Source organism: Streptomyces sp. NPDC004721, from assembly GCF_053601495.1.
The window spans coordinates 18,459-44,398 of the sequence record NZ_JBSGBZ010000011.1 but is presented as its reverse complement, the minus strand read 5'-3'; the positions used below and the strand labels follow the sequence as shown (position 1 = coordinate 44,398).

Annotated in this window: 27 protein-coding genes and 1 pseudogene; 14 read left to right on the top strand and 14 right to left on the bottom strand. The window is 73.3% G+C overall.

Annotated elements, in window-relative coordinates:
• Positions 1 to 28: 28 nt before the first annotated feature.
• Both ACWEK3_RS12545 and ACWEK3_RS12540 read left to right on the top strand, forming a co-directional pair.
• Positions 29 to 1,270, top strand: a complete 1,242-nt coding sequence (locus tag ACWEK3_RS12545; protein WP_453249657.1) for an exo-beta-N-acetylmuramidase NamZ family protein — start codon at positions 29 to 31, stop codon at positions 1,268 to 1,270.
• An 85-nt stretch (positions 1,271 to 1,355) separates the two neighbouring features.
• Positions 1,356 to 2,672, top strand: a complete 1,317-nt coding sequence (locus ACWEK3_RS12540) for a serine-threonine protein kinase (RefSeq protein WP_453249656.1) — start codon at positions 1,356 to 1,358, stop codon at positions 2,670 to 2,672.
• 41 nt (positions 2,673 to 2,713) lie between these two features.
• Here the strand turns inward: ACWEK3_RS12540 and ACWEK3_RS12535 are convergent, their stop codons facing one another.
• Positions 2,714 to 5,527, bottom strand: coding sequence for a penicillin acylase family protein (locus ACWEK3_RS12535; protein ID WP_453249655.1), 2,814 nt, complete (start codon positions 5,525 to 5,527; stop codon positions 2,714 to 2,716).
• A 92-nt stretch (positions 5,528 to 5,619) separates the two neighbouring features.
• Here ACWEK3_RS12535 and ACWEK3_RS12530 point away from each other — a divergent pair, with 92 nt between their 5' ends.
• Both ACWEK3_RS12530 and ACWEK3_RS12525 read left to right on the top strand, forming a co-directional pair.
• Positions 5,620 to 5,763 (top strand): hypothetical protein, encoded by a 144-nt coding sequence (locus ACWEK3_RS12530; RefSeq protein ID WP_453249654.1) that lies wholly within the window; start codon positions 5,620 to 5,622, stop codon positions 5,761 to 5,763.
• Positions 5,764 to 5,778: 15 nt separating this feature from the next.
• Positions 5,779 to 6,381, top strand: a complete 603-nt coding sequence (locus ACWEK3_RS12525; RefSeq protein ID WP_361416451.1) for a hypothetical protein — start codon at positions 5,779 to 5,781, stop codon at positions 6,379 to 6,381.
• A 201-nt stretch (positions 6,382 to 6,582) separates the two neighbouring features.
• On the opposite strand, the gene soxR is transcribed toward ACWEK3_RS12525, so the two are convergent.
• Positions 6,583 to 7,059: a redox-sensitive transcriptional activator SoxR gene (gene soxR, locus ACWEK3_RS12520; RefSeq protein WP_450538738.1), complete on the bottom strand. Its 477-nt coding sequence runs from the start codon at positions 7,057 to 7,059 to the stop codon at positions 6,583 to 6,585.
• Positions 7,060 to 7,170: 111 nt separating this feature from the next.
• On the opposite strand from soxR, the gene ACWEK3_RS12515 reads away from it, so the two are divergent.
• Positions 7,171 to 7,632, top strand: coding sequence for a MaoC family dehydratase (locus ACWEK3_RS12515; RefSeq protein ID WP_450538739.1), 462 nt, complete (start codon positions 7,171 to 7,173; stop codon positions 7,630 to 7,632).
• Positions 7,633 to 7,655: 23 nt separating this feature from the next.
• On the opposite strand, the gene ACWEK3_RS12510 is transcribed toward ACWEK3_RS12515, so the two are convergent.
• Positions 7,656 to 8,300 carry a TetR/AcrR family transcriptional regulator gene (locus ACWEK3_RS12510; RefSeq protein ID WP_450538741.1) on the bottom strand — a complete coding sequence of 215 codons (645 nt, stop codon included), beginning with the start codon at positions 8,298 to 8,300 and terminating at the stop codon, positions 7,656 to 7,658.
• Positions 8,301 to 8,396: 96 nt separating this feature from the next.
• Positions 8,397 to 8,684 carry a YiaA/YiaB family inner membrane protein gene (locus ACWEK3_RS12505; RefSeq protein ID WP_450538743.1) on the bottom strand — a complete coding sequence of 96 codons (288 nt, stop codon included), beginning with the start codon at positions 8,682 to 8,684 and terminating at the stop codon, positions 8,397 to 8,399.
• A 151-nt stretch (positions 8,685 to 8,835) separates the two neighbouring features.
• Between ACWEK3_RS12505 and ACWEK3_RS12500 the strand changes: the two genes are divergently transcribed.
• The 3 genes from ACWEK3_RS12500 (at position 8,836) to ACWEK3_RS12490 (ending at position 11,259) form a co-directional block, all read left to right on the top strand.
• On the top strand, positions 8,836 to 9,477 hold the full coding sequence (locus tag ACWEK3_RS12500; RefSeq protein ID WP_450538745.1) for a TetR/AcrR family transcriptional regulator: 642 nt from the start codon (positions 8,836 to 8,838) through the stop codon (positions 9,475 to 9,477).
• Between the two features lie 46 nt (positions 9,478 to 9,523).
• A complete protein-coding gene (locus tag ACWEK3_RS12495; protein WP_450538747.1) occupies positions 9,524 to 10,258 on the top strand; it encodes an ArsR/SmtB family transcription factor in 735 nt (244 codons plus the stop codon).
• 74 nt (positions 10,259 to 10,332) lie between these two features.
• The gene (locus ACWEK3_RS12490) at positions 10,333 to 11,259 is read left to right on the top strand and encodes a DMT family transporter (RefSeq protein ID WP_376545143.1); all 927 of its coding nucleotides are present in this window, start codon (positions 10,333 to 10,335) and stop codon (positions 11,257 to 11,259) included.
• 21 nt (positions 11,260 to 11,280) lie between these two features.
• On the opposite strand, the gene ACWEK3_RS12485 is transcribed toward ACWEK3_RS12490, so the two are convergent.
• The 6 genes and pseudogenes from ACWEK3_RS12485 to ACWEK3_RS12460 form a co-directional block, all read right to left on the bottom strand.
• Positions 11,281 to 12,363, bottom strand: coding sequence for a Zn-dependent alcohol dehydrogenase (locus tag ACWEK3_RS12485; RefSeq protein WP_453249653.1), 1,083 nt, complete (start codon positions 12,361 to 12,363; stop codon positions 11,281 to 11,283).
• Between the two features lie 14 nt (positions 12,364 to 12,377).
• Positions 12,378 to 12,812: pseudogene (locus ACWEK3_RS12480) on the bottom strand (aldehyde dehydrogenase family protein); the annotation flags it as partial.
• A gap of 216 nt (positions 12,813 to 13,028) precedes the next feature.
• Entirely contained in the window at positions 13,029 to 14,405 is a 1,377-nt protein-coding gene (locus tag ACWEK3_RS12475; RefSeq protein ID WP_450538751.1) for an ABC transporter ATP-binding protein, read from the bottom strand.
• 223 nt (positions 14,406 to 14,628) lie between these two features.
• Positions 14,629 to 15,189, bottom strand: coding sequence for a class F sortase (locus tag ACWEK3_RS12470; protein WP_453249652.1), 561 nt, complete (start codon positions 15,187 to 15,189; stop codon positions 14,629 to 14,631).
• Between the two features lie 13 nt (positions 15,190 to 15,202).
• Complete coding sequence (locus ACWEK3_RS12465; protein WP_450538753.1) at positions 15,203 to 15,820, bottom strand: TetR family transcriptional regulator; 618 nt, start codon at positions 15,818 to 15,820, stop codon at positions 15,203 to 15,205.
• Positions 15,821 to 15,827: 7 nt separating this feature from the next.
• The gene (locus tag ACWEK3_RS12460) at positions 15,828 to 16,466 is read right to left on the bottom strand and encodes a hypothetical protein (RefSeq protein WP_453249651.1); all 639 of its coding nucleotides are present in this window, start codon (positions 16,464 to 16,466) and stop codon (positions 15,828 to 15,830) included.
• 143 nt (positions 16,467 to 16,609) lie between these two features.
• Here ACWEK3_RS12460 and hmgA point away from each other — a divergent pair, with 143 nt between their 5' ends.
• The 3 genes from hmgA to ACWEK3_RS12445 are packed head-to-tail and all read left to right on the top strand — an operon-like array spanning position 16,610 to position 19,902.
• Positions 16,610 to 17,926: a homogentisate 1,2-dioxygenase gene (hmgA, locus tag ACWEK3_RS12455; RefSeq protein ID WP_453249650.1), complete on the top strand. Its 1,317-nt coding sequence runs from the start codon at positions 16,610 to 16,612 to the stop codon at positions 17,924 to 17,926.
• A gap of 27 nt (positions 17,927 to 17,953) precedes the next feature.
• Entirely contained in the window at positions 17,954 to 18,703 is a 750-nt protein-coding gene (locus tag ACWEK3_RS12450; protein ID WP_384085112.1) for a GntR family transcriptional regulator, read from the top strand.
• Positions 18,704 to 18,729: 26 nt separating this feature from the next.
• Positions 18,730 to 19,902 carry a type ISP restriction/modification enzyme gene (locus ACWEK3_RS12445; protein ID WP_453249649.1) on the top strand — a complete coding sequence of 391 codons (1,173 nt, stop codon included), beginning with the start codon at positions 18,730 to 18,732 and terminating at the stop codon, positions 19,900 to 19,902.
• 7 nt (positions 19,903 to 19,909) lie between these two features.
• Here the strand turns inward: ACWEK3_RS12445 and ACWEK3_RS12440 are convergent, their stop codons facing one another.
• Positions 19,910 to 20,623: a TetR/AcrR family transcriptional regulator C-terminal domain-containing protein gene (locus tag ACWEK3_RS12440; RefSeq protein ID WP_453249648.1), complete on the bottom strand. Its 714-nt coding sequence runs from the start codon at positions 20,621 to 20,623 to the stop codon at positions 19,910 to 19,912.
• A gap of 64 nt (positions 20,624 to 20,687) precedes the next feature.
• Between ACWEK3_RS12440 and ACWEK3_RS12435 the strand changes: the two genes are divergently transcribed.
• From ACWEK3_RS12435 to ACWEK3_RS12425, 3 genes are all read left to right on the top strand, one after another.
• The gene (locus ACWEK3_RS12435; protein WP_450538763.1) at positions 20,688 to 21,656 is read left to right on the top strand and encodes an ATP-binding cassette domain-containing protein; all 969 of its coding nucleotides are present in this window, start codon (positions 20,688 to 20,690) and stop codon (positions 21,654 to 21,656) included.
• Positions 21,653 to 22,435, top strand: coding sequence for an ABC transporter permease (locus ACWEK3_RS12430; protein ID WP_376651707.1), 783 nt, complete (start codon positions 21,653 to 21,655; stop codon positions 22,433 to 22,435). Before ACWEK3_RS12435 ends, ACWEK3_RS12430 begins: the two co-directional genes overlap by 4 nt.
• A gap of 490 nt (positions 22,436 to 22,925) precedes the next feature.
• The gene (locus tag ACWEK3_RS12425; protein ID WP_361416507.1) at positions 22,926 to 24,122 is read left to right on the top strand and encodes a CaiB/BaiF CoA transferase family protein; all 1,197 of its coding nucleotides are present in this window, start codon (positions 22,926 to 22,928) and stop codon (positions 24,120 to 24,122) included.
• 42 nt (positions 24,123 to 24,164) lie between these two features.
• Here the strand turns inward: ACWEK3_RS12425 and ACWEK3_RS12420 are convergent, their stop codons facing one another.
• From ACWEK3_RS12420 to ACWEK3_RS12410, 3 genes are all read right to left on the bottom strand, one after another.
• Positions 24,165 to 24,431 carry a hypothetical protein gene (locus ACWEK3_RS12420; protein WP_141362413.1) on the bottom strand — a complete coding sequence of 89 codons (267 nt, stop codon included), beginning with the start codon at positions 24,429 to 24,431 and terminating at the stop codon, positions 24,165 to 24,167.
• A gap of 115 nt (positions 24,432 to 24,546) precedes the next feature.
• Positions 24,547 to 25,359, bottom strand: coding sequence for an anti-sigma factor (locus ACWEK3_RS12415; RefSeq protein WP_450538765.1), 813 nt, complete (start codon positions 25,357 to 25,359; stop codon positions 24,547 to 24,549).
• Positions 25,356 to 25,898, bottom strand: coding sequence for a sigma-70 family RNA polymerase sigma factor (locus tag ACWEK3_RS12410; protein WP_376405546.1), 543 nt, complete (start codon positions 25,896 to 25,898; stop codon positions 25,356 to 25,358). The genes ACWEK3_RS12415 and ACWEK3_RS12410 overlap by 4 nt, the downstream gene beginning before the upstream one ends.
• Between the last annotated feature and the right edge of the window lie 42 nt (positions 25,899 to 25,940).

The window sequence follows — 25,940 nt, the reverse complement described above, 5'->3', positions numbered from 1 at the left end:
CACCCGCAGCGATCACGGAGGTCACTGTATGAAGCTGTCCAGACGGAGCCTGCTCGCCACCACCGCCGCCGCGGCGGCCTCCGGAGCCGTGGCGGCCCCGGCCCAGGCCGCCTCCGGGGGCAACCGCACGCTGCGCACCGGTTTCGAGCGCCTCGACGCCGAGGGCTACGCCTCCCTGCGCGGGCAGCGGGTCGGGATCGTCACCAACCCGACCGGCATCACCCGGGACGTGCGGCACATCGTGGACGTGATGCACGCCGACCGCCGGGTGGACCTGATGGCCGTCTTCGGCCCCGAGCACGGCTTCCGCGGCACCGCGCAGGCGGGTGGCTCGGAGGGCCGCTACGACGACCCGGCCACCGGGCTGCCGGTGTACGACACGTACCTCAAGAGCGGGCAGCCGCTCGCCGACGTCTTCACGGCCTCCGGCGTGGACACGGTCGTCTTCGACATCCAGGACGCGGGCGCCCGCTTCTACACCTACATCTGGACGCTCTACGACTGCATGGAGGCCGCGGCTCTCGCCGGCAAGCGGTTCGTGGTGCTCGACCGGCCCAACCCGGTGACCGGCCGGGAGGCCCTGGGGCCGGTGATGCACACGGAGTTCGCGACCTTCGTCGGCCGGAAGCCGATCGCCCAGGCGCACGGCATGACCGTCGCCGAGCTGGCGCGGCTGTTCAACGGCGAGTTCCTGACCACGCCGGTTCCGCTGGAGACCGTCCTGATGACCGGCTGGAGGCGGTCGGACTTCTACGACGCCTCCGGGCTGCCCTGGGTGCCGCCGAGCCCGAACATGCCGACGCCCGACACCGCCCTGGTGTACTCCGGAACGTGTCTGTTCGAGGGCACCAACCTGTCGGAAGGACGGGGCACCACCCGTCCCTTCGAGCTGCTCGGCGCGCCGGGCGTCGACGGACGCTGGGCGGCCGCGGCCAACGCGCTGCGCCTGCCGGGCGTGCGCTTCCGGGAGGCGTACTTCGCGCCAACCTTCTCCAAGTTCCAGAACACGACCGTCGGCGGGGTGCAGATCCACGTGCACAACCGGGACGCCTTCGACCCGGTGCGGACCGGGATCGCGCTGCTCGTGACCGCCAAGCGGGTCTGGAGCGGGTTCGCCTGGCGCTCGGACAACTGGATCGACAAGCTCACCGGTTCCACCCAGGTGCGCACGATGATCGACGCCGGGGCGGACACCGACGAGGTGGTGGCGGCCTGGCGGCAGGAACTGGCCGCGTTCCGGAAGACCCGGAAGGAATACCTCCTCTACTGACGAGCCGTGCCCCCTGGCCGGCCCGGCCCGTTGGCAGGACGATGCGCGACACATCGCTCCGCTTCCGGGAACGAGGGGGTCGGTCATGGCGGTACCGGACATCAGCGTGGCTCCCTACTGGGAACTGACCTTCGACGCCGACGGGGACGTGGACGGCGCCGAGCGGGACCGGCTGCTCGCCGGAGTCGAGCGGCGGGAGGTGCGCGACCTGATCGTCTTCGCGCACGGCTGGAACAACGACCGTTCGGGCGCGACCCGGCTCTACAGCAGCTTCTTCGGGCCCGTCCCGCGGCTCGCCCCGGTGGCCCGGATCGGGTACGTCGGGGTGGTGTGGCCGTCGATGCGGTTCTGCGACGAGCCCATCCCCGACTTCCCCCGGTCCACCGCCGCCGGGCCGGTGCCGTCGGCTGCGCTCGACAAGGACACCCGGAAGGCGCTGCGGGACACCTTCCCCGGGCGGGCCGCGGTGGTCGACGCGCTCGCGCGGATGCTGGACGGCCCCGCGCGCGAACCGGCCGCGCTGGAGGAGTTCGGACGGCTGGTGCGGCGGCTGGTCGAGGACGTGTCGCCGGGGCCGTGGGCCCGCTTCGCGGCGGACACCGTGACGGAGGGCGTGCCGCAGCGCGAGCCGGCGATGTTCGCACGGCCCGCGGCGGAGGTCTGCGCCGAGTTCGCCGGGGCCCTCGCCGGGCTCGGGGACCCGGGCGGGCAGCGGTCGTTCACGCTGCCGAACCCGTGGGACGGGGCGAAGGAGCTGCTGCGGCAGGCGACGTACTACACGATGAAGCGGCGCGCGGGCACGGTCGGCGAGCGGGGGCTCGGCCCGGTGGTCGGGCGGCTCGCGCAGGCGGCGCCCGGGGTGCGGATCCATCTGGTGGGCCACAGTTTCGGCGGGCGGCTGGTGTCGTTCGCGCTGAGCGGGCTGCCCGAGGGCGTGCGGACGGTGAAGTCCGTGACGCTGCTCCAAGGTGCCTTCTCCCACTACGCGTTCGCGCCCCGGCTGCCGGGCGATCCGCGCGCGGGCGGAGTGCTGCGGGGCCGGGAACGCCGTGTCGACGGTCCCCTCGTGTGCTGCTACTCCCGCTTCGACACGGCCCTCGGCACGCTGTATCCGCTGGCCTCGCGGATGGCGGACGACGACCGGTCGGTGCTCGGTCTCGACGTGGGCGCCCTGCTCGGGGCTCGCTGGGGTGCGATGGGGCACGACGGCGTGCAAGCGGTGCCCGGCACGCGCGCGTGCACCCTCTCCGCGGCCCTGGCCGCGCCGTTCCCGGCGTCGGGATGCGTCAACGTGGACGCGGCCGAGGTGGTCAGGCGCGGCGGCCCGCCGTGCGGCGCGCACAGCGACATCGTGCACCCGGAGCTGGCGCGGGTGGTGCTGGCGGCGGGCCGTGTCCGCTGACACCGGCCCGCCGCCCCGGTCGAGCCGCCGGTTCGCAAGACCTAACGGTGGCCGGTGTACTCCACGATCTGCTGGAAGGTCGGGCGGTTCTGCCAGCTGATCTTCCCGTGCTTGATGCCGCCCAGGGCGCGCTGGACGATCGAGTCGGCGCACCACTGGTCACCCGCGGAGCACTGGTCGTCGCCGGGGTAGACCTGGGCCGCCTTCGCTCCCGTCGCCTGCTTCAGGGTGCCGATCAGGGTGTCACGGCAGGTGCTCAGGCTGCCGCCGCCGCAGAACGTCCGGCCCAGTGGACCTTGCACCGGCTCGCCGAGCACCGCCCGGATGTCCTTGTCGACATAGCTCCACCAGCCGTACTGGAAGGCGCTTCCGGCGTGCGAGCCGGTCGGGCCGTGCCCGGCCGACGGGGACTCGTCGACCGGCAGGTTGGCGGTGAAGGCGCTGTACAGGTCGCTGCCGAGCCCCGGTTCGAACTCGGCCTTCACCAGCAGCGGCCACCAGGCGTCCAGGATCCGGATGGCCTCGGCGTTGGCGTAGGTCTTGGAGCCCGCCGAGGTCTCGGTGCGCCTGGCGCCCGCGGACAGCCACGTCTGGAGCTTGCCCACCGCCGCCGCGGCCGCGGAGTCGGTCACCGGCGAGCTGTTGATCACCTTCAGCAGGTTCGGCAGCACGTCCTCGGCCCTGAGGTCGGCCACGGCCGCGTCCGCCATCGCCCTCACCAGTGAGGCACGGGTCACCCCGCCGGCCGCGACCAGCTTCCTCACCCGGTCCTCCAGCAGGTCGCCGCGGTGCACGGAGCCGTTGCCCCAGGAGGCCGCGGAGTAGTCCAGGGCCTGCTTGTTGTTCCAGGAGACGTAGTAGTCCTGGTCGACGGAGGCGGGGTGGGCGGAGGGCGGGGTGTAGTCCGCGGTGTTGACCCCCGGGTTCCAGTTCCGCCACTCGTACGCCGGCTGCGCCCACACCGGGAACTCGGCGTCCACGCCGTTCGCCCGCACCGGGTTGTCGCCGCTGTTGTAGTACGCGGTGCGCCGGGAGTCGGCGTAGAACCAGTTGAACGTGTAGTTGATGTGCTGCGCGGCCTTCTGGAAGTCCTCGGGGCCCTTCACGAAGTCGGGGTCGTTGAGCATCTGGAAGCCGATGATCGAGTCGGCCTCGTGCAGGAAGGAGGAGCGCAGGGTGGTGTAGGCGACCTTCTTGCCACCGACGGTGGCGCGGTACTCGACCGGGCCGTACTTCGTGCGCCACGCGCGCATGGTGTAGGAGCCGGCCGCCGTTCCGTCGGCGACGGTGGGCTTCCAGGAGTTGGTCTGCTCGACCTTGTCCATGGCGGTGCAGGTGCCGCGGTACAGGTAGTGGAAGTCGTCCTGGCACAGTTCGACGGCGTAGGTGTCGATGATGTCCTGGCCGGAGGTCGTGGCGCTCCACGAGTAGTCCTGGCCGCGGCCGAGTTCGACGTACATGCTCAGGCCGGCGAAGGAGGCGCCGCGGGCGCTGATGCCCGGGCCCTGGATCTCCTGGAGCATCAGCAGCTGGGGCGCGAAGTAGCCGGTCTGCGGGCCGAAGACGGCGACCGGGTGGCCGCTCGCGGTGTGCTCGCCGCCGACGACGAGGGCGTTGGACATGCCGCGCCGGGCGGAGGTCAGGGCGCTCTTCGCGGCCGAGGAGGTGGCGCCCCGCGCGGCCGCGGTCGCCGCGCTGCCGGTGCGGTCGTACACCAGCGGCTCCTGGGCCACCGAGCCGGCGTCGGCCAGGGCCCGGCCCCTGGGGTCGTCGGGTTTCGTCGCGTACGGGTAGCTCTTGCCGTCGTGCACGGTCAGGACGGCCTCGGGGTCGTTGCGCTCACGGAAGGACTCCCAGATCCTGGTGCCCTCCTCGACGCCGAACTTGGACTGGGCGGCCAGCAGGGACAGCGCGTTGTCCACCTCGCCGCCGCCGCCCGAGCCGAACAGGGCGCCGACCACGGAGGCCAGCGCGACCAGGTCGGTGACCTTGAAGTGGGCGATGGTGCCGGCGTTGGTGATCGAGTCCTTGTGGCCGGTCAGGACGTACTCGCCGGGGAAGTAGCGGCCGGAGTCGGACGCGTCGATGTAGGCGTTGATGCCGTCGAGGTAGGCGTTCACGTCGGCGAGGGCCTGCTGCCCGCGGGCGCCGTTCCCGGCCACGGCGCGGTCGATCTGCGCCTGGAGGTCGGCCTCGGTGTACGGGGCGTTGCGCCAGAACTCCTGTTCCAGGCCCTGGTTGGCGGCCGCGCCGCCGGCGAAGGAGGTCAGCTGCCCGCGGCCGACGTGCCGGAAGACGTCCATGAGCCACAGCCGGTCCTGGGCGGCGGCGTACCCGGCTCCGAACTCGGTGCCGTAGCGGGTGGTGCCCGTGATGTGCGGCACACCGGTCTTCCTGTCGCGGACGATCGTCACGTCACTGCGGCCCGCGGGTTTCTCGGTGGAGGCGATCTGCCCGGAGGCGACGCCGAACGAGGCGTCGTTGAAGAAGGAGTTGATCTTCGCGTCGGTGAGCGCGGGGTAGCCCGTGGCCAGGTTGGCGTACGGGCCGAGCTGGTCCTCGGCGTGGCTCGGCTGGGTGCCGAAGGCCTGGTTGAGGAGGATCTGGGCGAGGGTGGCGTTGCCGTTCTCGCCGGGCGGCAGGATGTCGGAGCACTGGCCGCCGCAGTAGTCGTTCGAGGCCGCGGCGGTCGCGCCGGCGGCGCCCCCGGCCGGCGTCCCGGCCGCGGCCGCTTGGGAAAAGGGCGACAAAAGACCGGTAATGAGGACGCATACCGATGCGGTCTTCAGGAACCCGGGGAATCTGCGGGGAGTTCTCAGTCTGGCAAGCGCGAAGTGTGGGGTGCGCCGGTGCATGGCAGCTCCTCCCGACGGGGGTGGTGCCGGGACGTTACCGCCGGTATCACCCAGGGGGAAGATGAACATGCGTCACTTTTTGGGGCCACCCCGTGGAGGTCAACCAGGGCGGCGTTATGGCGGGCATCGGAAAACGGATGGAGCCGGATCGAATGTCGGCACGTCTATCCGGCGGAGCCGTCGCGACGGCTCCGTACGACGACGCCGCAGTGACCGAAGTGCGGATGCAGGTGTGACGGAGGTGCAGGGCGATGGCCGGTTTCCGGAGTCTGGCGAGACAGGTGAGGGACCCGCGGTGCGATCTGGCGCTGCGGCGTTACTCGCTGCGCAAGTGCCTCGAGCGGTTCGCTCCCTATGGGCACAGGGCGACCTGGGACCATCTGTGCTCCCGGGCCGGGTTCGGACCCGAGGACAGGTCCCCCGATCCAGTGCGGCTCGTGGCCGCACTGGACGAACTGGAAGAAGCGCGTTCGGTGTGGCTCGACTACGAGGCCGGGTTCGCCAGGCGCCGCAAGCAGGAGAAGCACGACGGGCTGCGCAGGCCGGGCAGCGTGGACGACTGGCACCGGATGACCTGGGGCGGCTTCGGGGTCGCCTGGTGCGACGACCCGCGGGTGCACCCGCGGGAACCGCTGGCCGAGGTGCTGCGCCGGCTGATCGCCGCGCTGGAGCGCGAACCGGGCGCGGCGTGCCCGGTGTGCGGTGGTGAGCGGCTGGCCTGGACGTACGACCTGGATCACGAGCCGTCGTCCGGCCCGGTCTGCGCGGTCTGCGGGATCCTGGTCCCGCTGCCCGTTCTCACGCCCGAGGCCCTGGCGTACGCCAGGCGGGGGCGGCTGCTGATGTCCGCCTGACCACGACGTCAGGCCCTTGAGGTGAGGTGCACCGGTCCTGCCGGACGGATGACGGAGCGCCTCGGAGCCCGCCCGGCGGCCGGGGGACCGCCGGCGCCCGTCGGCACGCGGCGGACCGGCGCGTCTCGCAGGGCGGTCCGGGGAGTTCGGCGCGGCGGCGGCCGATTCCGCCGGGATGCGCTGCCGCCCACCGCGGGGGGACTACGCGCGAGCGGCGCCGCTCCCCCGTTCCGCCATCAGGCGCGAGCCCGTCAGGCGTTCGCCGAAGACGTCGTCCGGGTTGGACAGCACGCAGGTGTCCAGGGACAGGCAGCCGCAGCCGATGCAGTCGGTGAGGTGGTCGCGCAGGCGGTTGAGCTGCCTGATGCGCTCGTCGAGTTCGGAGCGCCAGGCCTCGGAGAGCCGTGCCCAGTCCTCCCGGGTGGGGGTGCGCTCCTCGGGGAGCCGGGCGAGCGCCTCACGGATCGTGGCGAGCGGGATGCCCACGCGCTGCGCCGCCCGGACGAAGGCGACCCGGCGCAGCGTGTCGCGGGAGTAGCGGCGCTGGTTGCCCGTTGTGCGGCGGCTGCTGATCAGACCCTTGGACTCGTAGAAGTGCAGGGCGGAGACGGCGGCGCCGCTGCGGGCCGACAGCTGGCCGACGGTCAGCTCGTGGATCTTCTCGGGGATCTGGGGCACCTCTCAGAGCCTACCCACCGCGCCACCCGCCCGGTCCGTTGACAGGGACCCCGCACGCGACCATGCTAAGCAGTTGCTTAGACTTCGACCGTGAGGCGGGAGGCCGGACACATGGCAGAGCCGAGGATCTTCACGTCCCCTGACGAACTCAGGGCGGCGGTGGGTGAGCGGCTGGGGTACACCGACTGGCTGGAGATCGACCAGAAGCGGATCGACCTGTTCGCCGACGCGACCGGCGACCACCAGTGGATCCACGTGGATCCGGAGAAGGCCGCCGCGGGCCCCTTCGGTACCACCATCGCCCACGGCTATCTGACCCTGTCGCTGCTCCCGCTCTTCGGTCCGCAGCTGATCGCGGTCGAGGGCGTGCGGATGGGCGTCAACTACGGCACCAACAAGGTCCGTTTCCCCGCCCCCGTCCCGGTCGGCTCACGGCTGCGGTCCACCGCCGCGATCACCGGCGTGGCCGACGTGCCGGACGGGGTGCAGGTGACCGTCGCCTTCACCGTGGAGCGCGAGGGCGGCGACAAGCCGGTGTGCGTGGCGGAGTCGGTGGTGCGCTACTACTTCTAGAGCGTCTCGGGAAGGTTCCGGTTCTAGAGCGTCTCGGGAAGGTCCCGGCCGGCCCCGACCATCCGCAGCACGAGGTCGGCGTACAGCGCGCCGACCTCCTCGGGGGTGCGGGGGCCGTCGAGGTTGAACCAGCGGGCGACGTCGATGCACAGGGAGAGCACCGCCAGCGTGGTGCCGCGCACGTCCGGCACGTCGAACTCGCCCGAGGCGACGCCGTCCTCGATGATCCCGCGCACCTCGGCGTCGACCTGGCGGCGCAGTGCGAGGATCTCCGCTCGGGCGTCCGGACCGAGCGAGTCCAGTTCGTACTGCACGACCCGGGCGGTGGTGCGCCCGCCCGCGTGCCAGCGCACGAAGGAGCTGACGGCGTCGGCGAGCCGCTCGGTCGCCCCGCCCTCGCGCCGGGCTGCGGTGCGCAGGATCTCCAGCGCCTTCTCGTGGCCGATCCGGCTGATGCGGTGGAGCAGTTCTTCCTTGGTCCGGTAGTGGATGTAGAGGGCGGCCGGGCTCATTCCGGCCCGGCCCGCGATGTCGCGGGTCGTCGTCGCGTGGTAGCCCCGTTCGGCGAAGGCCTCCACGGCGGCCACGAGCAGCCGCCGGGCCGCGTCCGGGGTGACCTCGCCCCACGGCTGCGGGTCACCGCCGGCCGTCTCCTCCGCCGTAGTCATCGCTCGCCCCTCTTTCGCGTCAGGGCGTCCACCATACCGCCGAGGGTGAGCGCTCGCTTAGCCTGCTGGGCCGGCGGTGTACGGCGGCCCGCGGCCTCACAGCTTCTCGAAGGGATCGTGTTCGGAGAGCAGCTTCTCCAGCCGTGCCTGGTCGACCCGGCTGACGATCCGGCCGGCCTCCTGGCGGTCCCTGATCACCTTGGCGAGCGTGAACGCGGAGGTGACAAGGTACAGGACGGCGATGGCGAGGAAGGCGCGCACCCAGGCGTCGGCGTTCAGTCGGAAGATGCCGATGGAGGTGGCCGCCATGGCGATGCCGAAGGAGGCGACCGCCTGGCCGTAGAAGGCGGCCGTGTTCTGCTGCTTGACCGGTGTGTCACTCATGGCGACCAGCGTCGGCCCACGGGCCCGGCACCGCATCCGCCGGGATACTCAGCTCGCGTACTCAGAAACTCCGGGTACCGGCGCGCGGGGCCCGGAACGCCCGCCCGCGGGAGCACCGCCTGTTCGATCCCGCCGCTCTACGATGTGCGCCATGGCCCGACCCCGCACCCCCCTCCTCAGCACCGGCCGCATCGTCGCGACGGCGCGGGAGCTCGTGGACGCGGAGGGCCTGGCGGCCGTCTCCACCCGCCGGCTCGCCGCCGAGCTGGGGGTGAGCGGGCCCTCGCTCTACAACCACTTCCGGACCAAGGACGAGATCCTGGAGGCGGTCGCGGACTCGGTGAGCGCCCAGGTCGACCTGTCGATGTTCGAGGACGGCCGGGACTGGCGGACCGCGCTGCACGACTGGGCCGTGTCCTACCGGGCCGCCCTGCGCGACCACCCGAACATCGTTCCGGTCCTGGCCCGCGGCCCCGGCCGCCGTCCCGCCGCGCTGCGGCTGGCCGACGCGGTCTACGGCGCGATGGCCGACGCGGGCTGGCCGCCGGCGCAGGCGACCTCCATCGGCGCGCTGATGCGGTACTTCGTCATGGGCTCCGCGCTCGGCTCCTTTGCCGGGGGCTTCGTGGACGACACCGGCGCCTACGACCCGGCCGACTACCCGCGTCTCGGGCAGGCCCATCTGCTGGCCGAGCAGCAGGAGAAGATCGACGAACGGGCCTTCGAGACCGGTCTCGTGGCCCTGCTGGACGGGCTGGCGCGGCAGTACGAGCAGGTGGGGCGGAGCGCGTGAGCACACTTCGGCGCGCGCCGAACCGTCGGTGTCCCATGCTGGCCTCATGAGCACCGGAGAACGGGTACGGACCCGGCGCGCGGACCCCGTGGCACCATCGCTGGCCGCGCTCGCCGGGCTGATCGCCGACGAGACGCGGGCCGCGTGCCTGCTGGCGCTGCTCGACGGGCGGGCGTGGACGGCCGGCGAACTGGCCCGGCACGCGGGCGTCGCCGCCTCCACGCTCAGCGAGCACCTGGGCAAGCTCGTCGCGGGCGGGCTGCTCACCGAGGAGCGGCAGGGCCGGCACCGGTACGTGCGCCTGGCCGACGCGCGGGTCGCCCAGCTCGTGGAGGACCTGGCCGCCCAGGCCGCACCGAGGACCGCGCGCCGGCCGCGCACACTGCGGGAGTCGAGCGCCGGGTCGGCGATGGCCCGCGGGCGCACTTGCTACGACCATCTCGCCGGGCGGCTCGGCATCGCGCTCACCGACGCGCTCACCGCGCGCGGGCTGCTGCGCCAGGACCTCGGCTTCGCGCTCACGGACGCCGGGCTGAACTGGTTCGGCACGCTGGGCATCGGCCTGGACCGCACGGGGCGGCGCCCGCTGGTCCGGGCCTGCCTCGACTGGACGGAACGGCGCCCCCATCTCGCGGGGGCCGCCGGCGCGGCCCTGTGCCGGCACGCCTTCGACGCGGGCTGGTGCGTGCGCATCGGCTCGGAGCGCGCCGTCGGGGTCACCCCGGCCGGCGCACGCGCCCTGTCCGACCTGCTGGGGATCGAGACGGCGGCGCTGCGCTGAACGCACCGCGGCCGGTCCTGGCCGTCCGAAATCCGCGAGCCCCGCACACCCCTGCCCGCCTAGCCTCAGGAAGCATGATGAACGTCTCTCCATCCCGCCTGGCCGCAGCGGCCGCCACGGTCACCGTGGTGCTGTGGGCCTCCGCCTTCGTCTCGATCCGCAGCGCGGGTGCCGCGTACTCGCCGGGCGCGCTGGCCCTCGGGCGGCTGCTGGCCGGAGCCCTGACGCTGGGCGCGATCTGCCTGGTGCGGCGGGAGGGGTGGCCGCCGCGGGCGGCCTGGCGCGGGATCGCGATATCCGGGCTGCTGTGGTTCGGCTTCTACATGGTGGCCCTGAACTGGGGCGAGCAGCAGGTGGACGCCGGTACCGCGGCGCTGGTGGTCAATGTCGGCCCGCTGCTGATCGCGCTGCTCGGGGCGCGGCTGCTGGGGGATCCGATGCCGCCTCGGCTGCTGGCGGGCATGGCGGTGTCGTTCGCGGGGGCGGTGACCGTGGGCCTGTCGATGTCGGGCGGCGGCGGCTCCTCGGTGCTGGGCGTGGTGCTGTGCCTGCTGGCGGCGGTCGCGTACGCCTCCGGGGTCGTCGCCCAGAAGCCGGCGCTGGGCCGGGCGAGTGTGTTGCAGGTGACGACGTTCGGGTGCCTGGTCGGCGCGGTCGTCTGCCTCCCCTTCACCGGCCAACTGCTTCACGAGGCCGCCCGCGCCCCGCTGCCGGCCACGCTCAACATGGTCTACCTGGGCGTGTTCCCGACCGCGCTCGCCTTCACGACCTGGGCCTACGCGCTGTCCCGCACGACCGCGAGCCGGATGGGCGCGACGACGTACGCCGTACCGGCCCTGGTCGTGCTGATGTCGTGGCTGGCGCTGGGTGAGGTGCCGGGGCCGGTGACCCTGGTGGGCGGGGCCCTGTGCCTGGCCGGAGTGGCCGTCTCCCGCTCCCGTCCGCACCGCCGGACCTCCCGGACGGCGCGCGAGGAGCCCCGGCCGGAACGCGTGTCCTGACCCCGGGACGAGCGGCGGGCCTCAGAACACCACCAGCGCCCGGCCGCCCTTGCCGGCCAGCATGTTCTCGAAGGCGGCCGGGATGTCGTCCAGGGAGATCCGGTCGGTGACCAGGGTGGTCAGGTCCAGCCGGCCGGCGCGGACGTGCTCGGCGAGCACGGGCAGGTCCCTGGCCGGGTCCGAGTTGCCGTAGACGCAGCCGGTCAGGGTGCGGCCCCAGTGGAAGAGTTCGAGGGCGTTGAAGGTGACCTGCTCGTCCTTGCCGCCGATGCCGACGACCGTCGTGCGGCCGCCACGGCGGGTGGACTCCCAGGCGGCGCGGATGGTGACCGCGCGGCCCACGCACTCCACGGCGGCGTCGACTCCCTGTTTCCCGGTGAGGGCGCGGATCTCGCGGGGGGTGTCCCCGGTGGCCGGGAGGAAGTCGGTGGCGCCCGCCCGGCGGGCGAGTTCCTCCTTCTCCGGGGAGACGTCCACGGCGACGATCCTCTCGGCGCCGGCGATCCGGGCGGCCTGGAGGGTGGCGAGGCCCACCCCGCCGACGCCGAACACCGCGACCGTCTCACCGGGGCGCACCTTCGCCGCGTGGTGGACGGCGCCGTAGCCGGTGAGGACGGCGCAGCCCAGGAGCGCGGCGTCGGCGACCGGGACGCCGTCCGGGAGGGGCAGCACGCAGGAGGCGGCGACCACCGTCTCCTCGGCGAAGGCGGCGACGTTCAGACCGGGGTGCAGTTCGGTGCCGTCGGCGGTGCGGGCGTGCATGTCGGCGGCGCCGTTCATCGCGTTGGCGCACAGCCAGACCTCGCCGAGCGAGCAGGCGTGGCAGTTCCCGCAGGACGGCGCCCAGTTGAGCACCACCGCGTCGCCCGGCGCGACCTGGTTGACGCCCTCGCCGACCGCGACGACGGTCCCCGCGCCCTCATGACCGAGAACGGCGGGCACCGGCACCGGCAGGGTGCCGTTCGTCAGGGACAGATCGGAGTGGCAGACCCCGGCGGCGGCGAGCCGGACACGGACCCGGCCGGGCCCGGGCTCCGGCAACTCGATCCCGGTGATCTCCAGCGGGGAGCCGATGGCGGGCAGGACGGCGGCACGTACGGCCATGACGCGTGACTCCCTTAGAACTGGAGGGACTTGGTCTGGAGGTATTCGGTGAGGCCGTGGGCGCCGAGTTCGCGGCCGACGCCGGACTGCTTGTAGCCGCCGAAGGGGGCGAGGGGGTTGAAGCGGCCGCCGTTGATGTCGACCTGGCCGGTGTCCATCCGGCGGGCGAAGGCCACCGCCTCCGCCTCGTCCCCCGCCCAGACGGCCCCGGCGAGGCCGTAGACCGTGCCGTTGGCGATGCGCAGGGCGTCCTCCTCGTCGTCGTAGCGGAGGATGGAGAGGACCGGGCCGAAGATCTCCTCCTGGGCGACGGTCATCTCGGGGGTGACGTCGGCGAGGACGGTGGGGCTGACGAAGTAGCCCCGTTCGCACGGGGATTCGGGGCCACCCGCGACGAGGCGGGCGCCTTCGGCGACACCCTTCTCGATGTAACCGCGCACGCGTGCCCGCTACGTCCCGGCCCTCGGCGGGACGCCAGGCGCCGTCGATGTACATGCCGTCGTGTGCCTTCATCGTGCTCCTCCGGGGCGGGGGCCGTCGTCGGTCTCGTCCGCGTGGACAAGCTTCCGCGTGAACAAGCTACTGACAGCCCATGAACCAGCGCCGGTAGCTTTCCGTCAACCTCACACCCCTCACCCGGCCGGCCCGCGACCTGCCCGGGTCCTTCACTCCTCCAGGTCGGGCAGGCGGTCCGGGGCCGGGCAGATGCGCTCGCCGCGCTGGTCGAAGACGAACAGGCGGGCGATGTCGACCAGGAGCGGCACCTGCATGCCGTGCCGCAGTTCGATGTCCGGTGTGGTCCGCACGACCAGGTCGCCGGGCAGGCGCGGCTCGGGCGCGGCGACCGGTTCCGGCGCGGGTCCGGCGGGGTGCTCCAGCACCACCACGGGTCCCGCGCGCAGGGCGCCCGCCCGGTCCCGCAGCCGGTTCAGGACCGTGCCCTCGCGCCGGCGCCGCCGGGTCGGGCGCCGGGTGGGACGCGGGGCCTCCAGATCGGGTACGACGGCGGGGCGGGAGCCGGTGTTGAAGTGGACGAGGACCTCGTGGCCCTGGAACTCCATGTGCTCCACCAGCCCGGTGATCGCCACCTCCCCGGGCCGTGCGGCGGGCGCGGGGGCTCTCGTCCGCCGGGACGAAGCCGAGAACTTGGGGTCGATCCGAACGGCCTCCGAGCGCAGCCCCACGATCACCTCGCGGCCCTGCTGCACGCGCAGCAACTGGTGGTCCAGGGAGAGGGGTTCGGGCAGGCGCAGGAACTGCTTGCCCAGGCTGATGGTCATGGCGCCGTCGAGCGGGGCGCGGACCAGGCCGCGCAGCAGGTTGATGCGCGGGGTGCCGATGAAGGCGGCCACGAAGACGTTGCGGGGCAGGGCGTACACCGCGCGCGGGGTGTCCACCTGCTGGAGGACGCCGCCGCGCAGGACGGCGACCCGGTCGCCCACGGACATGGCCTCGGACTGGTCATGGGTGACGTAGACCGTGGTGACACCCAACTCCCGGGTCAGCTTGGATATTTCGGCGCGCAGATGGTTGCGGAGCTTGGCGTCGAGGTTGGACAGCGGCTCGTCCATCAGGAAGGCGGAGGGATGCCGGGAGATCGCGCGGCCCATGGCGACCCGCTGGCGTTCGCCGCCGGAGAGCTGGCTCGGGAAGCGGTCGAGGAGGTCCTCGATGCCCAGCATCCGGGCGGTGGCGTCGACGCGGCCGGCCGGATCCGCGCCGGGCGACTCGATGCGCAGCGGGAAGCCGATGTTGTCGCGGCTGGTCATGTTCGGGTAGAGCGCGAAGTTCTGGAAGACCATCGCCATGTCCCGGCCGGAGGGCGGCAGATCGTTGCCGTACTCGCCGTCGAGCAGCAACTGCCCCTCGGTGATCTCCTCCAGCCCGGCGATCATCCTGAGCACGGTGGACTTCCCGCAGCCGGAGGGCCCGAGCAGCACCAGGAACTCGCCGGGCGCGATGTCGAGCGAGAGGCGGTCCACCACGCGGACGCCCTTGGTGTAGGTCTTGGTCACATCGTGCAGAGAGATGGCGCGTGTCATGAGGCATTCCCCCGGGACTCACCAGAGCACTGAGGCTCCGCGGGTCGAACGCCTCGTGCGGGTCGTACGGGGCGTATGAGCCACGGAAGTTAACGGAATGTGCGCGCCGGGGGGAAGGGACCGGGCAGGATCGGGCGCCGCCGTCCGCCGGGCGGGAAAGCGGACGATCGCGTTCAGCACGGGTGGCCGGCCGTGGGCCACCCGCCCGCCGCGCCGCGCGGCGTCAGGTCGTCGAGGTCAGGTGGGCGAAGACGACGACGTGGCCGGAGTAGCCGGCTCGGTGGGCGCAGAGGCCGCCGCAGGTGATCACGCGGAGTTCGGAACGGCGGGACGTGCCGTACACCTCCTTGTCCGGGAAGCGGGCCTTGTCGAAGACCCGTACCTTGTCGACGGTGTGGACGGCGGTGCGGCCGTCCTCGCCCCGGACCTCGATGCGGTGGCCCAGACCGAGTTGGCCGAGCCCTGCGAAGACGGTGGCGCCGGTCCTGGTGTCGCGGTGCCCGACCGCGACCGCCGTGCCGGGCTCCCCGGGCGTGGGTCCGCCGTCGTACCGGCCGACGAGCTCGGGCTTGTCGACCGGTGGCGTCCGGAGCTCCCGGTCGCCGTCGAGGCCGACCCTGATGATGGGCGCGTCGATGCCGAGGGAGGGGATGCGCAGGGTGGTCGCACGGGACCGGGGCAGCGGCGCGGGTGGTCGCGAAGCAACCGGCACCCTACGCGCCGTCACCGTTCCCCCGCCCGGCGCAACCGTTTCCCGCCCCTCCCCTCCGGGACCTGAGGGCACCGGGAAATCGGCCTCAGTCCAGCACCCGCTCCAGGTAGGCACGCAGCATCCGCCGCATCTCCTCGATGATCCGCTCGTCGCCCTGCGCGTCGACACGGAAGGCGAGTTGGACCAGGGTGTCGGCGGTCTCGACGGCGATCAGGAAGGTGCGGCGCAGGTCGTCGTCGGGCGGGCGGCGCAGATAGCCGGACAGGAGGTCGGTGAGCCGGTCGGCGACGCGGTGGTTGGGTTCGGCGTAGCGGGCGCCGACGGGGATCTGGTTGCCGAAGTCGACGAGGGAGAACCCGGGGGCGGTCCGCTTCATGGCCAGGTACTCGTCCAGGACGGCGTCCATGGCGGCACGCCATCCGCCGGTCCCCGTCTTCTTCGCCTTCTTCAGCCGCCCGGTGACGCGCTCGGTGTACCGGTCGAGGTTGCGCTGGGCGAGCGCGTCCGCCATCGCCCGCTTGTTGCCGAAGAACCGGTAGACCGAGCCGATGGGCACACCGGCGCGCTCCGCGACGGCGCGCGTGGTCAGCGCGTCGTAGCCGACCTCGTCGAGGAGATCGGCGCAGGCGTCGAGGATCCTGGTCAGCCGTTCGGCGCTGCGTCGCTGCACGGGCGCACGGCGAAGCGGGGTCGGGTGGGGCACGGCTTCATCATGCCTTCCCCCGGCGAGCGGGTGAAGCGCGCCTCCCGGCAGGCCGGGCCGCGCCCCGCCACGGCTTCGGAAACACGGCCTGGGCAGGCTCCTTCGGAGACACGGCCTGGGACGACACCGGCGATTCCGGCGACTCCGGGGGCGCGGCCGTGATGTCGGCCGTGCTCTGGACCGGATGGCCCGCGACCGCCCAGACCGTGCCGTCGTCGGCGTAGAGGCGGACGGTGACGTGATAGGTGCCGTGGGGGACGAACCGGCCGGAGAGGCGGTACTCCGGGGCGCGCAGGCGGACGACGAGCCGACCGTCCACCAGCAGTTGGGCGAGGCCGCGCCCGGCCGTCGCCCGGGCCGCCGTGCCGGCCGGGGAGAAGCGGAAGCGGCGCACGGCCAGCCGTACGTCCCAGTCGCCGTCGGCGCCCGGCCGCACCTCGACGCGCACCTCGGGCGCGGTCTTCCGGTCCACCTCGCGGTAGCGCCGGCCCTCCTCGTCGGTGTGGTCGAGGAGCTTGCCCACGGGCTCGGCCGGTTTCCCGTCCACGGGCCCGTGCGCGCCTTTTGGTCCACAGCCCGCCGGCCCGGCGAACAGCAGGGCACAGACCGCGAGCGCAGCGAGTGATCCCCGCGTCCACGACGACATGACTGGGGAGCGTAGAGCAGCGGCCGGACCCGCCGGATCCCCCTGAGGTCGGGTTCCGGCCTCCGCCCGGAGTAGGGGGCCTTGCGCCCCGGAATACCCAATCCTACGGTGTTCCATAGGAATCAGGTTGCAAGGGAGCGATCATGAGCGGGGACGCACGCAAGACCGCCGAGAAACTGACCTACCTCTCCGGGTTCGGCAACGAGCACGGTTCCGAGGCGGTTCCGGGCGCGCTGCCCGAGGGCCGCAACTCCCCGCAGCGCGCCCCCCTCGGGCTGTACGCGGAGCAGCTCAGCGGTACGGCGTTCACCGAGCCGCGGGCCCACAACCGCCGCTCGTGGCTGTACCGGATCCGCCCGTCGGCCGCGCACCCGGCGTTCGCCCGGACCGGCAACGGCATGATCCGCACGGCGCCGTTCACCGAGACGGTGCCCGACCCGAACCGGCTGCGCTGGAACCCGCTGCCGGAGCCCGCCCGCGGCACGGACTTCCTCGCCGGACTGTGGACGCTGGGCGGCAACGGCGACGCCACCCAGCGCACGGGCGTGGCCGTGCACCTCTACCACGCCGACTCCTCGATGGAGCGCGTCTTCAGCGACGCGGACGGCGAGTTGCTGATCGTGCCGGAACGCGGCGGGCTGCTGCTGCACACCGAGTTCGGGATGCTGCACGCCGAACCGGGCGACGTGGCGCTCATCCCGCGCGGGGTGCGCTTCCGCGTGGAGCTTCTCGACGCCACCGCCCGCGGCTACGTCTGCGAGAACTACGGCGCCCCCTTCCGCCTCCCCGACCTCGGCCCCATCGGCGCCAACGGCCTCGCCAACGCCCGCGACTTCCGCGCTCCGGTCGCCGCCTACGAGGACACCGAGGGCCCGGTGGAGGTGGTGAACAAGTTCTGCGGCAATCTGTGGACCGCCACCTACGACCACTCCCCGCTGGACGTGGTGGCCTGGCACGGCAACCTCGTGCCGTACGTCTACGACCTGCGCCGCTTCAATGTGATCGGCACGATCTCGTACGACCACCCGGACCCGTCGATCTTCACGGTGCTGACCTCGCCCTCCGACACCCCGGGCCTGGCCGGCGTGGACTTCGTCGTCTTCGCGCCGCGCTGGCTGGTCGGCGAGGACACCTTCCGGCCGCCGTACTTCCACCGGAACGTGATGAGCGAGTACATGGGCCTGATCGAGGGCGCCTACGACGCCAAGGCGGAGGGCTTCGTGCCGGGCGGCGGCTCGCTGCACAACATGATGTCTGCGCACGGCCCGGACCGGGAGACCTTCGACCGGGCGAGCGCGGCGGAGCTGAGGCCGCACAAGGTGGACGACGGTCTGGCGTTCATGTTCGAGACGCGCTGGCCGCTGGCGCTCACGCCGGACGCGGCCGGGGCCGAGCACCTTCAGCGGCGGTACGACGACGTGTGGCAGGGGCTCGAGCGGCACTTCCGCCCCTTGCCCTGATCGATTCCCTACCGGTACGGATGAACCGTGACCTCCTTCGCCCCGGATTCGATCGTCCTGAACCGCAAGTTGCCGCTGTGGTACCAGGTGTCGCAGTCGCTGCGCGCCTCGATCCTCGGCCGCTCGCCCCAGGATCCGCTGCGCCTGCCCACCGAGGAGCAACTGGCGGGGCACTACGGCGTGAGCGTGCTGACCATGCGGCAGGCGCTGAAGGAGCTGGAGGACGAGGGGCTGATCACCCGGCACCGGCGGCGCGGCACGTTCATCGAGCCCGGTGCCCGGCGGGGCGCCCCGGTGCGGCTGCTGGGCTCGGTGGACGCCATCGTGGCCCAGCAGTCCGGCATGACCACCGAGCTGCTGGCCCACGGCACGGAGGCGGTGCCCGCCGAACTGGCCGAGTACTTCCCGGATCTGGGCGAGGTGGCGACGTACCACCGGCTGCGCGGCGACGAGAAGACCGGTGAGCCGACCAACCACGCCCGCAACTACGTCCGTCCGGAGCTGGCCCGCCGGATGGCGCCGGAGGATCTGGTGCGGTGGCCGATGACCAAGGTGCTGCGGGACGTGGTGGGCGCGGACATCAGCCGGATCACGGACACCGTGCAGGCCCGGCTGGCCGACCCGGAGACGGCGCGGCTGCTGCAGGTCCCGCTGCTCAGCCCGATCCTGCACTACACGGGGATCACCTACGACGCGGCGGGGCGGCCGCTGGACGTGGCGGTGATCCACTACCGGGGGGATCGTTTCTCCTTCACGGTCACCCTCGACGCCACCTGACCCGGCCGTCCGGGTCAGGTCGTACGATGCCCGGCGTGACGCACGACGACGCTCCGCCGCTGGCCGACCTCATGCCGTGGTCCGTCGCACCGCCGCGGCTGGGCCGGGGGTGGCCGATGGCTCCCGACGCGGGCTGTCTCAGGGCCCGCTGGAAGGCCCTGCTGAAGGCCGAGGGCCCCGACCGGGAGGCCCTGTTCGAGCCGACGCGCTCGCGCACGCCGTACACGGCCGTCGGGCAGCTGCCGGGCCGGACCGGCGGCACCGAGAGGCTGATCCGCGCCTCGGGCCCCTGTCCGGAGCCGGTGCGGGTGCTCGTGGCGCCGTTCGACGAACAGTGGCTGATCCCCGACCACCGTCTGATCGACGCGGCCCGGCCCGAGTTGTGGCGGGTGGCGGACGCCCGGCAGGTCTTCGTGGCGGAGACGGCCGCCGCGCCCGGCACCGGACCGCCCCTGCTGGCGACGTCCCTGCTGCCCGTCCTGCGTCCGGGACGCATCCGGCCGCTGTACCGCCGCCCGTCGGCCGCGGAACCGAACCTGGCGCCCGGCCTCCTGGACCACCTGGCCGCCCGCCTCGGGCACCGCCCCGCCCCGGAGGAGGTCCTCGCCTGGACGCTCGCGGCCGCGCGCCCCGGTCCGGACGGCCCGGTGGTCCCGCTCACCGGGGACTCCGGGGTCTGGGCGGCCGGAGTGGAGCTGGGCCGCCGGACGCTGTGGCTGATGCGCCGCGACGGCGAGCGCCCCAAGCTCCCCGGCGGTCGCCGCCCCTACGTCCGTGCCCCGCTGCCCGCACGCCCGCTGACCCTGCGCTACGACCGCGACGAGGAGGCCCTGCACCTCGACGAGGGCCGCGTCTCCCCCGTCCCGCCGCAGGCCTGGGACTTCGAGGCCGGCTCGGGGCGGGTCCTGGAACAGTGGTTCGCCGCGCGGACCGCGCAGGGCGAACCGGGCACCCTGGCGGCCGTCCGCCCGGCGACCTGGCCGCAGTCGTGGACGTCCGAGCTCCTGGAGCTGATCACGGTCCTCGCCCTGCTGGCGGAACTGCGTCCGCGGCGCGAGGCGTTGGAGGTGACGGCTCCGATCACCGCGACCGATCTGCGGTCCGCGGGGATCCTGCCGGTCCCGGACGCGGCCCGCCGGCCGGCCTCGGTCCTCGATCACCTCGAAGAGGGTCCGGAGGGTCAGTTCGCCCTGGTCTGAGGACGCCTCAGCCGCGCGGTGCGAACGCGTCGAGGACCCGCCCCAGCGCCCGATCGAACACCGCCTCCAGGTCGATCGGCCCGGCGTCCTCCGCGAAGGCCGCCGCCATCCGCGGATACTCACCCGTGGCAATCCGCCCGCCGAGATAGGCGATCCGCACCGCGTGCTCCTGCTCCTCCGACCAGGGCAACGACCGGGCGCGCTCGACGGTGGCCAGCTCGTTCGCCACGTACATGGTCACCACGCTGTTGACCATCGCGACCAGTTCCATCTTGGTGCCGTAGGACACCTCGAGCGGGTCGAGGCAGACCAGGCAGTGCTCCAGATACCGCAGGGCGTTGGGGCTGAAGCCGTAGATGCTCGACATCAGGCGCGGCAGCCAGGGGTGGCGTCGCATGAGGCCGCGGGTCTGGTGGGCGACCCGCAGCGTATCGGCGCGCCAGTCGCCCGAGGGCTCCCACAGTTCGTGCTCACCGCTGACGGCGTCGACCATCAGCTCGTACAGGTCCTCCTTGCGGGGGACGTAGTTGTACAGCGACATGGTGCCGCAGCCCAGTTCGGCCGCCACGTGCCGCATGGAGACCGCGTCCAGGCCTCCGGCGTCGGCGATCCGCACCGCGGCGGCCGCGATGTCGGCACGGCTGTACGCCGGCCTCGGCCCCCGGCCCGCCCGCTCGGGGCGGGCCCAGATCACTTCGGGTACGGCCGCTCGGCCAGTCATTGATCATCACCTCGCCCCACCATCGTAGTTACGTACACCGTACGTAGTGCGCTATCGTCGACACATGGCTACTACGTACGGTGTACTTAGTGAAGGTCTGGAGAAGCGGTTCGGGGAGGTCCACGCCCTGCGCGGGCTGGACCTGGCCGTGCCACAGGGCACCGTCTGCGGGCTGCTCGGGCCGAACGGGGCGGGCAAGACCACGGCCGTTCGGCTGCTGACCACGCTGCTGCGTCCGGACGCGGGGTCGGCACGGGTCGCGGGGCACGACCTCGTCCGGGAGGCGGCGGCGGTGCGCCGCAGGATCGGTGTCACCGGGCAGTACGCGTCGGTCGACGGGGACCTCACCGGGCGCCAGAACCTGCGGCTGTTCGCGCGGCTGCACCGGGTCGGGAACGCGGCCGCGCGGGCCGACGAACTGCTGGAGCGGTTCGGCCTCGCCGAGGCGGCCGACCGGACCGCGTCCACCTACTCCGGCGGAATGCGACGCCGCCTCGACCTGGCGGCCAGCCTGATCCGCCGCCCGGACGTGCTGTTCCTGGACGAGCCGACCACCGGGCTCGACCCGGCCAGCCGCAACCGCATCCGGGACGCCGTACGCGACCTGAAGCAGCAGGGGACGACGGTGCTGCTGACCACCCAGTACCTGGAGGAGGCCGACCAACTCGCCGACGAGGTAGCTCTGATGGACCGGGGCCGGGTCGCGCACACCGGATCGCCCGCCCAGCTCAAGTCGCTGATCGGCTCCTACGCGGAAGTCGTCGTCGCGCGGGCCGACGCGATGGAGCGGGCCGCGGGCGTCCTCGACCGGCTCACCGGCTCCGAGCCGGCGTTCGACCACGAACGGCACACCGTCGGCGCGGTCACCACCGATGCGACGCTCACTCTCCCCCGCCTGGTGCGCGAACTCGACGCGGCCGGCGTGCCGTTGCTCGACGCGAGCCTCAGGCCGCCGACCCTCGACGATGTCTTCCTCCGGCTGACCGGGCAGTCCCCCGGCACCTCCCCCGACACCAAGGAGCTCGTGGCATGAGCGCGTTGACGTACGACGGCATGGCGATGGTGGGCCGGCAACTGCGCCGGGTCCGCAACAGTCCGGGACTGGCGATCCTGACCCAGGTCATGCCGATCAACATGCTGCTGTTCTTCGGCTACGTCTTCGGCAGCGCGCTGGCGATGCCCGGCCGGGAGTACCGCTCCTTCCTGGTGCCGGGGCTGCTGGTGGCAACCGCCGCGGGCGGGATCATGACCGGGATGTTCCAGGCGGCGCAGGACACGCACCGGGGCGTGATGGACCGCTTCCGCACGATGCCGGTGAGCCGGGCGGCGGTGCCGCTCGGGCAGGCGGTGGCGGACCTCGTCGTCACGGCCGCCGGAACGGTGCCCCTGCTGCTGGTCGGGCTCGCGGTGGGCTGGCGGGTCGAGGGGTCGGCGCCCGAAGCGCTGGGCGCCGTGGGCCTGTTGCTGCTGTTCCGGTTCGCGTGCACCTGGATCGGGATCCTCCTCGGGCTGCTCACCCGCAGCGAGGAGGCCGCCGGGCAGCTCGGCGCCGCCACCTTCGTGCTGCCGCTGCTGTCCAACGCCTACATCCCGACCGACAACCTGGCGGGCTGGCTGCGCACGACGGCCGAATGGAACCCGATCAGCGCGGTGACCACCGCCCTGCGGGACCTCTTCGGCAACGCACCCGTGCCCGAGGGCGCCGCCTGGCCGGTGGCCCACCCCGTCGCCGGGTCGCTGGCCTGGTGCGCGCTCCTGATCGCCCTGTGCGGGCCCCTCGCCGTCCGGCGGTACGCCCGCAAAGAGGGCTGACAGCGGGCGCCGGACTGCCCTGACCTCCGGCAGGAAGAGCGCGGCCGTCGCCCGGAAGTGCGCGGCCGCCCGTGGCGGTCGCCCGCCGCCCGGCGCGCCGCCCCCGCCGCCGGATCCGTCGATCCACCGGAAGACCAGGGCCCACCGCCGGATCCGTCGATCCACCGGAAGACCAGGGCCCACCGCCGGATCCGTCGAGCGCCGGTCAGCGGCGCCACGGTCGGCAGCGCCCGCCAGGGCCCGCGCCGCCAGTCGGCACCCCCGCCTCGGCACCGCCGCCGCGAGCCCCGGCCCGCGCCCCCCGGCCGGCAACCGGGCCTGCACGCCCCGGTCTGGGCCCCCGGCCGGCACCCGGGCCTACGCGCGCCCGGCCCGCACGCCCGGCCCGCGCCCCCGGCCGGCTCGACGAGCCGCCTGACGCGGTGACCCGTCGGTGGCCGGCCATGCCCGCTGCTGACAAACCCGCTGGGCGCGGGTCATGATCCGGGGCATGGATCAGCTTCCGCCGCCCCTGGAGGGCGTCACCGTGGTCGCTGTCGAGCAGGCCGTGTCGGCGCCGTTCGCCACCCGGCAGCTCGCCGACCTCGGCGCTCGGGTCATCAAGGTCGAGCGGGTGGACGGGGGTGACTTCGCGCGGGGATACGACACCGCGGCGGGCGGACTCGCCTCGCACTTCGTGTGGTGCAACCGGGGCAAGGAATCCGTGGCGCTGGACCTGAAGGACCCGCGGGGTCTGGACGTCGTACGGCGGTTGATCGCCCGCGCGGACGTGTTCGTGCAGAACCTCGCCCAGGGCGCGGCGGCCCGGCTCGGCCTGGACGCGGCGACGCTGTGCGCCGGGCATCCGCGGCTGATCGCCGTCGACATCTCGGGCTACGGGTCGGGCGGTCCGTACGCGCACAAGCGGGCCTACGACATGCTCGTGCAGTGCGAGGCGGGGCTGGTGTCCGTGACCGGCACGCCGGAGCAGCCGGTGAAGGCGGGGATCCCGGCGGCGGACATCGCGGCGGCCATGTACGCCTTCTCGGGCGTGCTGGCCGCGCTGGTGCGGCGCGGCACGACGGGGCGCGGCGGTCCGGTGGAGGTGTCGATGCTGGAGGCGCTCGCCGAGTGGCTGGGGCATCCGCTGCACCACGCGATGCACGGCGGGACCGCCCCGGCGCGCACCGGCCTCGCGCACGCCGTCATCGCCCCCTACGACGCCTTTCCGACCGCGGACGGCGGACGGGTGCTGCTGTCGGTGCAGAACGACCGGGAGTGGCGCCGGCTCGCCGAACACGTGCTGCGGCAGCCGGAGTCGGGGGACGATCCGATGTTCGCGACGAACGCGGCACGGGTCGCGCACCGGGAACGCACCGACGAACTGGTCGGCAAGGCGCTCGGCGCGCTGGACACCGACGAGGCGCTGGCCCGGCTGGAGGGCGCGGGCATCGCCTGCGCACGGCTGAGGGACGTGCACGAGCTCGCGGAGCATCCGCAACTCGCGGCCCGGGAGCGGTGGCGGGAGGTGGGTACGCCGGCCGGCCCGCTCAGGGCGCTGCTGCCGCCGATCACGCTGCCGGGCGGGACCGGGCCGAGCATGGGAGACGTTCCCGCGCTCGGACAGCACACCGGGGCGCTGCTGCGTGCCGTGGGAATGACGGACGGCGAGATCGCGGCGCTGCGCCGGGACGGCGTGGTGGCCTGAGCGCGGGTCGGGTGAACGGGCCGAGGAGACGCAGGTCGGGACTCAGCGCGCGCCGAACAGCGAGCGGCGCAGCCTGCGCAGCGGCGCGAACAGCGACACGCGGTGGACCCGGGCGCGCCTGCCCGTGCGGTCGTGCGGGCCACGTGCGGTCAGCTCGCGCATCAGCGACGTCGCCTCGGCCGTCTCCCGCTGCGGCACGGCAGGACCGGCCAGCACCGACAGATGACGGTCGAGACGCGAGCTGGTCGCGCTGCTCCCGCAGGTGATCGCAGGGACCCTGGCCCTGCTGCGCACTGTTATCTGCTCCATGTCACTCCCCACCCGTACGAGTCCACCCGGCCCGGGCAGAGTAACCCTATCGCCCCGTTGGGGCACTCGTGTATCGCGGTGGCAGGATTCACCTTCCCTGGAGGGGTGTTGACGATTACTCTCCGAATCCGACCGCGTTCAAGGCGAGTTGAACAATTGGCCGCGTAGTGGGCCCGGGTGACCCCCCATCGGGCTCGACCGTCACGGCGAGTGATGTCGCCGACCGGGTGAGCCCCGAGACGACCAGGGGCGCGTCACCCTCGAACAGGCCGAGAGAGCGCGGTGGTGCGCCGGGGCGCATGAGCCACAGCTGGCGCACCCGGCCACTGGGCGGGTCCGCGTACCCGCCCAGGGTCACCACGGCCTGCTCCCGGGAGGCCGAAGCGATCACTCCGATACTGCGGCCCTCCGCGTCCCGGCTGGTGGCGGCCCGGGTGTCCGGGGCGGCGAGAACGTGGGCGATCTCACGTGCCCGGTCCCGCTGGGCCGCCAGCTCGTCCTCGGTCCGGTTCGCCTGGACGGCGAAGAGCGCGGCGACCACGAGGGCCGCGGCGGCGGTCACGGTGGCGAACGGCACGAACAGGGGGCGCGGCCGGGGCGCACGGGTGCGCGCGGGCGGCGGCCGGGTGCCCCAGACGTGCGGGGGCAGTTGGGGCGTGTGCTCACGCGCCGGGGCGGGATCCTGAGGGGTGTCGCGTATCGCGGCCAGCACCCGCTCGCGTAGCGCGGCGGGCGCCGGGGTGGCGGCGGACCAGGCCAGACGCACCGCGTCCTCGGCCAGGGCACGCACCTGGGCGGCGCACGCGGAGCAGTTCCTCAGGTGCTTGTCGAAGCGGACCCGTTCGGCGGGCTCCAGGGCGTGGAGGGCGTAGGGCGCGGCGAGGGAGTGCGGGTCCTCGCGGCGCAGCAGGCGGTCGAGCAGGCTCATGCGGCACATCCCAGGCACTCGCGCAGCCGGATGAGCCCGTCGCGCATCCGCGTCTTGACCGTGCCCAGCGGCAGGGACAGCCGCTCGGCCACTTCACGGTAGGTGTAACCGTCGTAGTAGGCGAGGGTGACCGACTGGCGCTGCAGGGCGGTGAGGCGGTCCAGGCAGCGCCGTACCCATTCGCGTTCCAGGCCCGCCTCGACCTCCTCGGTGACGTGGTCGAAGGCGGGCGAGGCGGCGCGCACCGCCTCGCGCCGCTCCCGCTCGCCGGCGGCGCGGACGCTGCGCACCCGGTCGACGGCGCGGCGGTGGGCGAGGGTGAGCACCCAGGACAGGGCGCTGCCCCGCCCTGGGTCGAACCTCGGGGCGGAGCGCCACACTTCGAGCAGCACCTCCTGGGTGACCTCCTCGGACTGGGCCGGGTCGCGCACCACGCGCCGCACCAGCCCGTAGATGGGCCCGGACACCAGCCCGTACAGCTCCTCGAACGCCTTGTGGTCGCCCCCCGCCACGAGCACCAGAAGCTCGTCCGCCTCCACCCGCCGCCCCCTCTCCCCCGGCCGCCGTGGGCCCGTCCTCAC

Excerpts from the sequence above, each read along its gene's own strand:
- ACWEK3_RS12475 (WP_450538751.1), bottom strand. The coding sequence starts at position 14,405 with ATGACACGCGCCATCTCTCTGCACGATGTGACCAAGACCTACACCAAG.
- ACWEK3_RS12545 (WP_453249657.1), top strand. The coding sequence starts at position 29 with ATGAAGCTGTCCAGACGGAGCCTGCTCGCCACCACCGCCGCCGCGGCG.
- ACWEK3_RS12460 (WP_453249651.1), bottom strand. The coding sequence starts at position 16,466 with ATGTCGTCGTGGACGCGGGGATCACTCGCTGCGCTCGCGGTCTGTGCC.
- ACWEK3_RS12500 (WP_450538745.1), top strand. The coding sequence starts at position 8,836 with ATGGCCCGACCCCGCACCCCCCTCCTCAGCACCGGCCGCATCGTCGCG.
- ACWEK3_RS12515 (WP_450538739.1), top strand. The coding sequence starts at position 7,171 with ATGGCAGAGCCGAGGATCTTCACGTCCCCTGACGAACTCAGGGCGGCG.
- ACWEK3_RS12525 (WP_361416451.1), top strand. The coding sequence starts at position 5,779 with ATGGCCGGTTTCCGGAGTCTGGCGAGACAGGTGAGGGACCCGCGGTGC.
- ACWEK3_RS12505 (WP_450538743.1), bottom strand. The coding sequence starts at position 8,684 with ATGAGTGACACACCGGTCAAGCAGCAGAACACGGCCGCCTTCTACGGC.
- ACWEK3_RS12415 (WP_450538765.1), bottom strand. The coding sequence starts at position 25,359 with ATGAGCCTGCTCGACCGCCTGCTGCGCCGCGAGGACCCGCACTCCCTC.
- ACWEK3_RS12425 (WP_361416507.1), top strand. The coding sequence starts at position 22,926 with ATGGATCAGCTTCCGCCGCCCCTGGAGGGCGTCACCGTGGTCGCTGTC.
- hmgA (WP_453249650.1), top strand. The coding sequence starts at position 16,610 with ATGAGCGGGGACGCACGCAAGACCGCCGAGAAACTGACCTACCTCTCC.
- ACWEK3_RS12495 (WP_450538747.1), top strand. The coding sequence starts at position 9,524 with ATGAGCACCGGAGAACGGGTACGGACCCGGCGCGCGGACCCCGTGGCA.
- ACWEK3_RS12510 (WP_450538741.1), bottom strand. The coding sequence starts at position 8,300 with ATGACTACGGCGGAGGAGACGGCCGGCGGTGACCCGCAGCCGTGGGGC.
- ACWEK3_RS12490 (WP_376545143.1), top strand. The coding sequence starts at position 10,333 with ATGATGAACGTCTCTCCATCCCGCCTGGCCGCAGCGGCCGCCACGGTC.
- ACWEK3_RS12485 (WP_453249653.1), bottom strand. The coding sequence starts at position 12,363 with ATGGCCGTACGTGCCGCCGTCCTGCCCGCCATCGGCTCCCCGCTGGAG.
- ACWEK3_RS12420 (WP_141362413.1), bottom strand. The coding sequence starts at position 24,431 with ATGGAGCAGATAACAGTGCGCAGCAGGGCCAGGGTCCCTGCGATCACC.
- ACWEK3_RS12435 (WP_450538763.1), top strand. The coding sequence starts at position 20,688 with ATGGCTACTACGTACGGTGTACTTAGTGAAGGTCTGGAGAAGCGGTTC.
- ACWEK3_RS12445 (WP_453249649.1), top strand. The coding sequence starts at position 18,730 with ATGCCCGGCGTGACGCACGACGACGCTCCGCCGCTGGCCGACCTCATG.
- ACWEK3_RS12535 (WP_453249655.1), bottom strand. The coding sequence starts at position 5,527 with ATGCACCGGCGCACCCCACACTTCGCGCTTGCCAGACTGAGAACTCCC.
- ACWEK3_RS12430 (WP_376651707.1), top strand. The coding sequence starts at position 21,653 with ATGAGCGCGTTGACGTACGACGGCATGGCGATGGTGGGCCGGCAACTG.
- ACWEK3_RS12540 (WP_453249656.1), top strand. The coding sequence starts at position 1,356 with ATGGCGGTACCGGACATCAGCGTGGCTCCCTACTGGGAACTGACCTTC.
- ACWEK3_RS12440 (WP_453249648.1), bottom strand. The coding sequence starts at position 20,623 with ATGACTGGCCGAGCGGCCGTACCCGAAGTGATCTGGGCCCGCCCCGAG.